The 11,877-nt window shown below is 52.4% G+C and carries 8 protein-coding genes and 1 pseudogene; 2 read left to right on the forward strand and 7 right to left on the reverse strand.

Translation table 11 applies throughout. The annotated features are described in order from the left end of the window. Window positions 1-135: 135 nt before the first annotated feature. The 7 genes from ACR0IU_RS16125 to ACR0IU_RS16155 form a co-directional block, all read right to left on the reverse strand. Window positions 136-324: a hypothetical protein gene (locus ACR0IU_RS16125; protein WP_170775022.1), complete on the reverse strand. Its 189-nt coding sequence runs from the start codon at window positions 322-324 to the stop codon at window positions 136-138. A gap of 391 nt (window positions 325-715) precedes the next feature. Then, entirely contained in the window at window positions 716-1,705 is a 990-nt protein-coding gene (locus ACR0IU_RS16130; RefSeq protein WP_480716966.1) for a HupE/UreJ family protein, read from the reverse strand. After that, window positions 1,702-2,532, reverse strand: coding sequence for a peptidyl-prolyl cis-trans isomerase (locus ACR0IU_RS16135; RefSeq protein WP_480716967.1), 831 nt, complete (start codon window positions 2,530-2,532; stop codon window positions 1,702-1,704). Before ACR0IU_RS16135 ends, ACR0IU_RS16130 begins: the two co-directional genes overlap by 4 nt. A gap of 159 nt (window positions 2,533-2,691) precedes the next feature. Continuing rightward, window positions 2,692-4,614, reverse strand: a complete 1,923-nt coding sequence (locus ACR0IU_RS16140) for a DUF3604 domain-containing protein (RefSeq protein ID WP_480716968.1) — start codon at window positions 4,612-4,614, stop codon at window positions 2,692-2,694. A gap of 272 nt (window positions 4,615-4,886) precedes the next feature. Further along, window positions 4,887-6,053 carry a 4Fe-4S double cluster binding domain-containing protein gene (locus ACR0IU_RS16145; protein WP_480716969.1) on the reverse strand — a complete coding sequence of 389 codons (1,167 nt, stop codon included), beginning with the start codon at window positions 6,051-6,053 and terminating at the stop codon, window positions 4,887-4,889. Window positions 6,054-6,885: 832 nt separating this feature from the next. Continuing rightward, window positions 6,886-7,734: a hypothetical protein gene (locus tag ACR0IU_RS16150; RefSeq protein ID WP_480716970.1), complete on the reverse strand. Its 849-nt coding sequence runs from the start codon at window positions 7,732-7,734 to the stop codon at window positions 6,886-6,888. A gap of 217 nt (window positions 7,735-7,951) precedes the next feature. Further along, window positions 7,952-8,263: a cupin domain-containing protein gene (locus tag ACR0IU_RS16155; RefSeq protein WP_480716971.1), complete on the reverse strand. Its 312-nt coding sequence runs from the start codon at window positions 8,261-8,263 to the stop codon at window positions 7,952-7,954. A gap of 161 nt (window positions 8,264-8,424) precedes the next feature. Here ACR0IU_RS16155 and ACR0IU_RS16160 point away from each other — a divergent pair, with 161 nt between their 5' ends. Both ACR0IU_RS16160 and ACR0IU_RS16165 read left to right on the forward strand, forming a co-directional pair. Beyond that, window positions 8,425-11,418, forward strand: coding sequence for an ATP-binding protein (locus ACR0IU_RS16160; RefSeq protein ID WP_480716972.1), 2,994 nt, complete (start codon window positions 8,425-8,427; stop codon window positions 11,416-11,418). Between the two features lie 64 nt (window positions 11,419-11,482). Continuing rightward, window positions 11,483-11,761, forward strand: a pseudogene (locus tag ACR0IU_RS16165) (hypothetical protein); the annotation flags it as partial. Window positions 11,762-11,877 lie beyond the last annotated feature (116 nt).

Consider the following 11,877-nt stretch of genomic DNA (forward strand, 5'->3'; position numbering starts at 1 on the left):
GCTTTGTGAGCTACAACCCACGATTTCTTATAGTACCAAAAGAAAGAATCCCGCCTAAGTTAGGCGGGATTCTGTTGTCAATTCCGTTGTTTAGGACGAGTATCAGGAATTGAACAAGGGTCGACTGAACTACCTTCAGACGTTGGTTTGCGCATCAGAAAGTCGCTTGTTTTTTATAATTTCTGTTAGTGCATTTTCGATAGGAGGGAAGCGACCGCTGATTGTAGGGCGTTTGGTTGGCAACTTGTCCGCAGCGATACTGCCAGAGGTTTGCATCACAGCAACAGTGTCGGACTCTTCAGTCATAAAGGCAGACTTGATCATGCGTTTCCCCTCATTTGCAATTGAACAATAACTCGCTCGTTCAACTCTATAGAGCACTATGCCTCATCTCGGTTGAACGTCGCGAAAATACATTGTTCATGTTCGGTTAATGTTGTCCCCAAAACGAAAACAATGGGATAGTACGGCCGTTTGCCAGGGTTTGTTGCGCAGATCAGGGCATACCTTTGCTTCGCTGGCGATCAGTCAATGGTCTTAGTTGGCTATGCCAAATTGCTTGATTGACCCTCGTTTGCCTCAGCTCTCTCGAATTGTCGGCCTCCGGGATCGCCTATTGGTGTTCAGCGCCCTGAGAGTGGTCCTTTGTTCAAGCCTACAGTGTTATTTATTGGCCCGCACCTCTCGGGTGATTTCTTGATTGGGGTCGTAGACACTAGAAACCGCTTAAGCGCTCGATAAGCCAGTACATTGAAACCGATCCGATGCCATAGGCGGTGAGAACGACCGGTCCTCGACCAGTCGGCGAGGCAACCAAGCGCCAAATCGCAGTGAAGACGGCCAGCGCAGCGATGAAACTCAGCTGACCAGCCTCAACGCCGAGATTAAATGCCAGCAACGCTGCCGGAATATCGTTTGGTGGTAGTCCAATTTCTGCCAGGGCACCTGCAAAACCAAGGCCGTGCAAAAGGCCAAACCCAAAGCAAACGATCCACGGTTTTTGCTTGGAAAGTCGGAAGCGACCTTCGCCACCTTTGACAATCTCCATCGCCAGAAACACGATTGAAAGCGCTATTACTGCCTCGACCGGTGGCCCAGGAACATTCAAAATACCAAAGGTCGCCAGCGCCAGAGTTATTGAATGCGCTAGTGTAAAAGCTGTTACGGCTCCTACCAGTCTCCAGACATCTCGGACCAGAATAAACAGCGCGAACACGAATAAAAGGTGATCCCAGCCTTCCAGTATGTGTTCAAATCCCAATTGAAAATAGGATACGAAAACTGACCATGTCGTCTGTTCAGGAGGTATGGTTTGGATTGCTGTATCTGAGGTGAAACGAAGGGTCGTCGGTGCGGTCTCTAAGGGGTGCAAGCGCACCAAAACATCGTTTCTTTGAGCCTCCAAGCCTTCAATCGCAATGGATTTCCCCGCTATATCTTCACGACACTCCATGACCCATGATGAAACCCAGGCCCGACTGTCACGTGTTGCTTCCGGACCACGTGACGGAGCGCAACCATTTGGCAGCACTGCATCAATCGCCATTGGCTGACCATTCACATCGGGCTTTCGCCAATGAACGCTCCATGTGTTTGATGCGATTTGACGGATTTCCAAGTATCCCGGATCAAGCGCATGTGCGTTGGCGTCGGCTTCGGGCCACACGAACAACAACGCAATTAACATACAGACCAAATGTCTCATTTGGTTGGTCCCGCGATATCGGGCACCACAATCTCATAGGCATCAGCAAGCGCCTCATATTGCGCTTGCGCCAGATCTGCACTCATGGTGCGACGCCAATCCTGTAGGACCGCTTTGCGTATCTCTGATAACGGCGGTATTTGAGCAGACTCGATAGCGACCACTTGAACAAGATGAACGCCGTAACCTGATTGGATCGGCCCTCCCCATTGACCTGGTTCGAGTTCAGTTAGACCGTTCGAAAACCCGGCGCCAAACACCGAGTCGACAACCCGAGTTGCAGTCAAAGGCATTGAGGCAGGCAGTAATGTTGAACGCCCAAATTCAGGAAGCTCTTGTTCCTCACGCACCGCGCTCAACGCGTTTGCGATCGCAGCGTCACCTGGCGCTTCGCCAAGAAAGACCTGATTGAAGGCTACCTTTTTGGACGTCGCGTATCTTTCACGGTTCTTCTGAAGATAGGCCTCCAAATCTTCGTCTTCAGGGGTAACTGATGCAGCAATCGCTTCAGTAAGAAAATCCATCTTTTGGCTTAGCCGCGATCTGATCACGCTATCTCCGCGATCCAGCCCAAGCTTTCTTGCTTCTCTGACCAAAACTTCTTCACGAATTGATGCATCGATCAACGCTTGCAGTTCAGCTTCGTTTGGTTGGCGTTTCCACCTGGCCTCAAATTGAGTAACCAGAAGCGCGACATCATCTTTGTCGATTGATATTGTCACGAGATTTTCGGTGGTCTCATTTTCCGGCGCGACTATATGGAACCAAATGAATATAGCCGCCCCAATCAGGAAGAAATGAAACAAAGGTTCTTTCAATAGGCGCATGCAGGCTCCTGCGTGAAATGCATCAGGTTCTTAGTACCAATGCTGACATCAGCGAGTTAATTTTTGCAATAAAGTAGGCTCTTGTCGCGCTGCAGAATTATAGGCTTCTGCCGAGGCAACAATCGCCACCTCGACTTATACTAATGTGATTAATGCTGATCACTCTGCCGGCGTGTACCAAATCGGTGATGAATACGCGCGTTCCTGATGCGTCAGCACCGCATCCTCGGGCAAGTCGATACCATATCTTAGCTTATCATACAGTATCCAACGCGGAGTCGGAATTTCCAATGCGCGTACATAATAAAATGCCCGTGCATTTGGGTCGAATTCAGGGTCGGACCAAACGGTCACAAGCTCGGAGGCACCGATTGTGTTGGCCCAACTGGCGGCTTCAACATCCACTGTATTTCCCACAGCGGGAACCTTTCCGCTATCATCTGCAACACGATCATCCGACCACGCAACGTCGTAGACCTTTTCCTGCAGGGCGCCTTCAGAATCAAGCCAGCCTTTGATCACCTGCACACGATCCAAGTTAGCACCCACAGGGTCGCGCAGCGCAGCGATCAGGAATGAAGGTGCACCATCTCCCTCGCGTGGGCGCATGTCCGAACCCATTGGAACGCCTTTGGTATAACCAACATTAGCAAGAAAACGGGTCTCAACATCAGCTTCACTGAAATCCCAACCACCAAAAAACCTCAGACCGATCCGAGGACCTGTTGTCGCGTATGTCTCACGTCGTTTAAACGCGTCGAAAATCGCAGCACGCGTATTGTCGGTGGCCCAAACTGCCGTGTATCCGGATGCCACCAAAAGGTCGCCGGGTATTTCACCGAGATCATTCGCAATGAAAGGGTGCTTGATCCGCGAGGCCGACGGTTCAACGCTGACCGACTTGCCAAAGAAGTTGTCTTCTTCGGCAGTGGCCAAAGACGTATGGCTGTCCGTCGCGCCTCCCATGCCAAATTTATAGGGATTCACGCCAAACTTTTCTTCCAGCAGCAATCCTCGTTTCAGAGCTTCTCGGGCGTACTCCCCTGCTAGCATGTCATCGGTCTTCAGCTCGGTTATGTCGAGATTGCCGACGTCCCAGTTCTCGTAATCCGCAAATTCATCGTCTGGGCTCAGGAACGGATGCGCTTCTCCGTCACCTTTGATTTGAGTGACTTCATAGTGAGGCTCCCATTTTGCGCGGGCGGCTACGTAATCCGCGTCGACCTTGCCACCGTGATAGGTATCTTCGGTTGGGAACATCCACCCGTTTGAAAGGTTGCCGTTATGTGCAAACGCAACTGCGCGTCCTCCGGTTTTCTCCTGATATTCTTCAAGCCAAGCATATAGCGCTTTTGGGTTGGTATCGCCGTAGGGTGGTTGTGTGACCGGTGGCACCATCTGCAAGGCACGGATCGGCCCATCGCGCAGCATGACGTTCCGGTGCAGGTTGAAACCCTTAGGCACCGAAGTCCATTCGAACCCGATGAATGCAGTAAAATTACCCGGGTCGTTGTGCCGCTCGGCCGCAAGGACAATATGTTCCCAGGTAAAGGAAAAAGCGTCGGCACCTGGGCTGTAAGACTCCAACAGAACTTCTGGCAGGGTCATTTGCGAGAAATTGGTAATTATGTCGAAGGCTGTTTTCCCGGCCTCTTCGCCTCCTGCTTTGTAGCCTTCGTACCATTCCAGCCCTTTTGGATCAGCCAGAACACCGGGTTTACCAGCTTGCAAATCCGGAGCAAAGCCCATGAGGTCCGTATGATCTGTCAGAACCATCCAATCCAATGGTCTGGCCAGCCTTACGGGCTGCCCTGTGGAGGAAATGACCTGCTCTCCCTTTGCAAAACGCCAAGCTTCATCGGGTAGCAGGGTATTTCCAAATGCTCCCGCATCTAATGACAGCCCGGTGTGTAGATGTGTATCACCCCAAAGCGGGCGTTCAGGGAAAGAACGCTGTGCGTACGGCGAATATGGTTGATTGGAAAACAAACCTTCGACTGCCTGTTCGCTTGGAACAGCGTCAGAAAGCACAACGGTCGGCGCAAGAATAAGAGTTAGAAAACAAGCAGAAATTCGATACATAATGCCCCCCAAAAAGCAAAAAATACTCAGCGAGTTCCCAGAGTCTTTTGTGACTCCAATATATTCGATTTTTATGATATCACATCTAACGGGCTCGTGGAAAAAATTTTGCCGCTAAGTCTTTGAGCTAATTGTATTCGAGGCGGTCGGCTCCTCGTTCCCGGATCAAAACTGCTGACTTTCGCCCTTGAATACGTGTCCAACAGTCTGGGGAGCACCGGAGCGGACCACAATTCGATTGCTCCAGTGATCGGCCAAATTTCATGTTGAACTCAGGGGTTTTCCCACCAATCGGTCGGCTTGGCGCGTTTGCCGCGGTTACGGTCAAGCCAAAGGGCAAATCTGCGCAAGGGTGAAAGCGCCAGTGCCAACCAGAAACGATGGCGCAATAGCGTAAAGTCGCGATTGAACGGACAGACGCGCATGCAAATTGCACAGTCGGAGGACAGTTTGGCCCAAAACCCAAAGCACTTAGCCGCGTCGGAAGTCCACTTGCGCACACCCTTTATGGCCGAGGGATCCTCGGTAGTCTCCGGCTCTCCGTAAGGGAGCGCTTTGACCGGGCAGGCATCTGCGCATTTGGTGCAAATGCTACAGAAAGCACGTACGCCCAAAGGCCTGGGGGGATCATGTGCCAGTGGAAGATTGGTGAATATCTTGGAGAACCGCAATCGCGGGCCATATTCAGGTGTTATCACCATCTGGTTGCGGGCATATTCTCCCAAGCCCGCCTTGATCGCATAAGGGATCACGAGACCGGTGTCATTCATAGAGGCCGTGGCCTCATAGCCCAGATTACGGATGTAGGCTGCAAGCTGCATCACGATACTGGCCTCATGGGAGTATTCGCGTCCAGTGGCAGCCCCCGCGAGAGCAGACGGATAGGTAGCCACAAGGTCTTCATCCATCTGATGGCCCATCACGATGACGGATGTCATGCCTTCCGGCAGGTCGTTGGGCGCATCAGAGAAGTCGCGAGTGTCAACTCGGGCCGCGTAAAGCCAACGGTCATCCATATCGGTGATGCCACAGAGATCGGCCCCAAAGAATTTCGCAATTCGTTTAACCTCCCTTGCCATCGCGACAGGGTCGTCTATCGGGTGCTGTGTCGGAGCCACAGGTGTGTCATTGTTGATGGGGGCTTGGAAGCCCTCGCGCCTGCCGGTCTCGCCTCCTCTTTCGGAGATCAAGTCTGAAATCAACCAAGCCGCGTTTCTAAGCGCAAAGTCGCGTTGGGTGAAACCATCCCCACGACGCGGAATGGCTTCCATGCGGTACGAGGCAAAGAAGGCGTCGGTTTGTTTGCTGCGGATACGCTCATCCCAGAAAGCGCGGGTAAATATATCATTACGCTGGTTGAAGCGTTCAAAGTCATTCGTGACATCAATACCTGCGGCGGCGTCGTCGGGTCGTTGGGGGTGGTTGGAGGGATAGCCCATTGCGAGACGATGCCGCGCGATAGGTCAGTTGTCAAAGGGGTGCAGATGAGCTTGATCAGCGTCGGGTACTTTCACGCAATCTTACACGACCAAAATCGGTATCTTGATCCAGTATTTTTACGCCGAAAACCAAATTTGGGCTATTTATTTGTTCTTGCAGCGGCCATTGCGTGCGCCTGCCCGTGTGAGTTTCCGGTTATGGTGCTAAGGCGGATTGATCGTGAAGCAAGCAGTTTGGTGGACTGTTTGTAGATCGAACGGGTTGTTTGGAATTTGGTTGCGGGAGGACGCAACCACCGTTGCCGAAAGCAATTGAGATGTCAGATTTAAGCGCGAAGCAGACATCAATGCTTCAACAATTAGACCTTCGGGATGCGAAAAATCCCGCCTTTTGCTGGCACCACGAATGCTGACGCAGCATTTGTTCGCCGGCGCGTTAGATTCTCCATTGCGAGGCAGAGCATGTCACAAATCCAGTCATTCGCTCGTGTCTATCCAACGGGAACCGAGTCCATCCTCTCGTCGCCGTCGGTTCGGACAAGTAGGTCGCGCAACAAAGTTGCAGTTCGCTGCGGTCGCGTCGCTGGGTGCTCAGACCGAGTGTGCTTGACACGAAGTACAATGAAGGGCTTTCCGCCACATTACCAAAGGGTCTACGACGAGACTTAAAAAGCTCCAGACGCGCCATGAAGGCGCCGCACAGATAGAAAAGACCAGCACGGGCAACGCGCGCTTTTCAGCCGTGAACCAAACTGTATGGCGGAAATAAATGGCTCTTGGACCAAATTTTCTAATTCCGGTCTGAGGCAACCCATCTGATCTGCCTTTGCGACTAATCTTCCGTCTCAACACCCGCCAGTTGTAGAAGTGCTTCTGTTAGGCTCTCGGAAAGATCGTCATGATTTTTCGATAGAATACTCTCGAGGCTTCTTAGCAAGAATGGTGGCTCGATCGCCGTTGCAATACCTGTCTTTAGCGTCGCCAATTGCCCTGGCGGAGGCGCGGCCAGCATCGGAAGATCTAGAAAACTTGGGCGTGAAGTTGCTTTTATCAGCAGTCCCCCTTGGTTAGCGAGGGACAACGGCAATTTTGTCGATACCAACTGTACAGAGATTTCTGAGCGTCTCGTGCTTTGCACGAAATAGGTTGGCTGCACAGCAACCACATATGCCATTTCAGTTGAAAGGTCCAAATTATCTGATTCTGTCGCGATCTTCGGGCGAAAGGGCTTTGGATCAAACCAAACTGGCTGGAACTTCAGTCCCGATTTCGGAGTGGTGTGCGCCACTAACAGAAGCACTGGGGCCTCCTTATATTGTATTTCGACACACTGAGCCTTATTTTCAGGCAATTCTATCTCGGAAAAAAAGCTTGTGTTTCGTGCGTATTCCTTCAGTTTCTCTTTCAATTGACGGCTTAGATACTTAAGCGCTTCCTCTGCAATCGTCGCTGCAATAATTTTAATAATGGTGCTGGATGTTACAACCGATTCATTCCGGTTGGGCATACACGCGGCTTCTCGTGCTTTAGAGAATCTCATGGGTTGGAGATCGCTTGCTTTGATCCGCGATACTTCCGGTTTGCTGTATTGATTTCCAGATGAAACTTTTGAGGCGGAATTGTTGCATCCACTCAACGTGAACAGAACAATACCCAAGCCCAGTGCGAGATAGCTTTTCATAATTGAATCAATCTCCGTCTAAATCCCGAAATTGGGGGGGGGCAACCCGCCCGCCACAGGGTCATTCTGACGCGACTGTCGTATTCTTGGCGCGCCGCGCAGAACAGCAGCGCCTACCATCAACTGATGGGGTCCAACGTAAGGCATGGCAGGCGTCTGATGAATGCAGAAGCTGCGGTCTGGAAAGGTCAGGGCAAAGGTTGAACCTGCGATTGCCCTATGAGTCTTTGAAAATAATGATCGGGGAGTCCGTGTTGTTGCACACTTCCACGGTGAATTCATCCAGGCCTTCTGGCACCTCGCGGGCGTAGTGATCACCCGCTTCAAACACTTGATCCATCGGCGTTTCGCCGTTTATCGAAATCGACAATACCCCAGACGTCGCCGCGAGAACGACGTAGGGAAAGCTGTAAGATTGCTTGGTGCAGGTGCCCGGCGGATAGTATATTCTTACCACCCGGCGCTCGGACAAAAATGGGTAGATTTCGTTCAGAATATCAATGGTTGGTTCGTTGTCATTGTCGGCCATATCTTAACCCCCGTTATAAAACTGTTGCCGAAAATCAAAAAGTATGTGGAAATTGTTTCCGTTTCAGACTGGCAGAAACCAGCATCAGCGACAAGAGTATTTTCTCAGACAGAGGTTAGGATCAGTTGCCATCCTGGGGAAAACAGAACGATACCAATGGCTTGTTCGATTCCGAGCTCAAGCTGGTCACATCTCTGTTTGTCGATCTTGTCGGCTCCCTTGAGGCGATTTCCAAAATTGGAATCCAGAAAGCCAGCTTACTCCTGGAGGAGAGTCGCGAGTCCCTGACGGGTATCGCCCACCGCCATTCGGGCACAATCGCGACCATCGCGGGCGACGGAATCCTATTCCTGTTCGGCGCTCCGATTGCGAATTCCAAACATGCCGCAAATGCTTGCCTTGCGGCTTTGGAGATGATTGAGCTGACGAAGGACGCAAGTTGGCCCCTGCCCGGTACCACCGTGCGCGTCGGGATTTGCACCGGTGAAACGCTGGTCAGGCCTGTCAGCACCGATATAGGCTGGCACTATGATGCCACGGGCGTATCGGTTCATCTGGCCTCGCGGTTACAGGCGCTGGCAGAGCCCGATAGCGCGATGACAGATCGTCTGACCCGCGATCTGGCCTTTGACGGGTTTCTATTTGACGACCTGGGCGATCAACAGATCCGCGGCATCACCGATGCGCTTCCAGTCTACAGATTGGTGCAGGTGTACCGAACCGAGCAGATGAAGCTGCGCGGAGTACAGGCACCTTTTGTCGGGCGCGAGGAAGAAATTGCACGCCTGACCGATATTTGCCGAACACAGTCTTCCAACCTCGAACGGGTCATTGTTGTTGCCGGAGATGCCGGGATCGGTAAATCCAGGCTGATATTCGAAAGCCACAAAATTCTGGTGGCCGGAGAAGCATTCCCGGCACTGTTCTGCAGGGGGTTTTACGGCCATTTCGATCCGTGTTCCGGTATCCGGGCTTGTGTCGAACAACTGGTTCCGGACGCCGCCGAAACCGATCAGGACGTTTTTTTGAGCAACGCCTTGAAAGATACCGCGCCGGATAAATTGTCGCCGGACGATGGGCTTAGCCTGAGAAATCTGCACTATGAGCTGTTTGGTGGGGAAGAAAACCGCGGAGCAATCGAAGACAGTCACCTGAACGATCTGATCGCCCGGAAACTCGCAACGATCCGGCGTGGATTTGAAGTCTTATTGCAGCACAGGCAAATGCACGGAGTTCCGGCAATCCTGATCGATGAATTCTTTGAACTAGACAGCGAAAGCAGGGAAATATTCTTTCAACTCATGTCTTCAGGTTCAGCGTTTAAGGGCAACTTTATCCTGTCCTGCCGACCTGAAAATTTGGCGGGCCTGATAGAGCGGGACATTAAAAATATAGAGATACTGAAGCTTGGTGGCTTGCCGGAAGACGCCGCCATGCAATTGGCGACGGATATCCGAGGTATGATCCGGGATCTTGACACGACCGTTTCCGACCAGGTGGCTAATCTGAGTGGTATAGTGCGTAAATCCTCCGGTAACCCTTTGTTTCTGATTGAAATTGTTAGGGCGATGAAGCATGTGCGTACGGATCCGAAGGTCCCTGACAGCCTGAATTTTACGGTCCAGACCCCGTTGCTGCAAGCGGTTATCGCCGAGCGTATCGATCAGCTGACACGAGCCCAAAAGCATTCGCTAAAAGTTGCATCCATACTGGGTGAGATGATGCCCGAGGCGTTGCTGTTTCAGGTACTGGCCGATCTGGGGTATGAGCTGTCGACAATCGGCGATCTGGTCAAAGACGGGATTCTCGGGCGTTTGACGACGCATCCCACTCCACGATTACATTTCAAACATCCACTATTTCGGGAAATTACCGAAAACTCGATTATTGAGCGTGACCGGGTTGCCTTTCATGCCACCGCCTATCGTGCCCTTCGAGCGTTCTCTTCAGCCGGGCAGAATGTCAGCGCGCTGTTGCAGGCCCGTCACGCGTATTTCGGTCACTTGTGGGATGAAGCCTGCGACGGGTATCTGACGGCGGCGGCGGAGTCAAATGAGCGCGCAATGAACAGTCATGCGTTGGAATTGTTGGAGTTGGCTCTGGGCGCGTCGAAAAACCTGAAAGATACGGAGCTTCGGTCCCGCATGCGCGTTAAAATCCTTCTGGAGATGCGAAACCCGCTGTATCAGATTGCCGACCTTGCCGGCGTTAAAGCATGCCTCGACCAGGCGAGCGACGCGCTTATTGAAAATGAGCACCCGCGCGTTAAAGGCCGAATACTTGCGTTCGAAAGCCATCTGCTCTGGTTGAAGGGGCGGCCGTCCGCGGCCCTGAAATGTGCTGGCGGCATTATGCAGATTGCCGATGAAACCGACGATGATGTGCTAAGGGCCAGGGCCGCGTTTCATAGCGGTCTGGCAAATTACAGTTTCGAAGAACATCTGACCTCGGTGCTGAACATGCAACATGTTGTTCAGGCGATAGAAGACGGCAATTTAGATAGCCAACTTGGCGTAAATCCCGGCTTGTCGGTTTTGGCAATGAGCTATGGGGCGCGGTCACTGATGTTTCTGGGCCAGACGTCGGAGAGCCTAGCACTGGCGCTAGCGGCCCAGGAACTGGCGCAGAAATCGGAAGATATTTTTGCACATATCATCGCCCGGCTGTCTGCCGGTGTGGTTCTGTCCCATGCCGGTGACGTCGGGCGGGCCGGAAGTACTTTTGAGGCGGCGGGTCGGTTGTTGGACACGGTCGAAGCGCGCCTTATGCGGCCTATATTCGGGTCCTATTTCGGGTTTTTCACGGCCTGTACCGGCGCGGTGGAGCAAGGCGAAACCATGATCCGCCGCGCCATCGGAGAGAGCAATGATATTGGGCTGGGGCTTGAGCTGGGCCGCAAACACCTGAACGCGTGCCTGTGCCATCTAGCGCTTGGGAATAGGGAAGAGGCCCATGCAGCGGCTAAGGCCAGTTTTAAGGCCTCGACAATCATCGAGGCGAAGCAGTCGGCCGCCCTTGCAGCGGATTTGTCTCGGCATCTACTCAGCACACCGTCTGCAAAACCGGATTTCGATGCGCTCTCAGCTCCTCAGTTTTCGGCGGATCCTACCGTCCGTACCTTTGTGCGGTCGTTCCGACGGACAGCCGCGCGTTGATAATAGTGCCGACTGGCTGGGTCTGAAGTGAAGCCATAGTTGAAAGTGGAGCTGGGGCGCATCCACAATCTACGGAAATTGGTGGCGGGACACCGCCATTCTCAAAAGCGAACTCTACATTGGTCGTCTCGTCTGGAACCGCCAACGCTTTGTGAAAGACCCAGACACCGGTAAGCGACAAGCGCGACCGAACCCTCCCGAAGAATGGGTTATTGAAGAAGTTCCTGATCTTCGCATTCTCGCCAACATAAAGGAAAAGCTGACAGCGTTGGAGGTTCGCAAGTCGGAACTTGAAGCCTTGATCGCCTCCGCCTCTGCTGATGCTATGAGCCTGACGAGGTGAAGAGGTTAAGCAATTGAACCGTGTGATCAATTGTAGTCTGAACGGGCTATACTGATATTTTCTGACGTTGGTTGCGGGAGCAGGATTTGAACCTGCGACCTTCAGGTTATGAGCCT

Source organism: Ruegeria sp. CL5, from assembly GCF_056536485.1.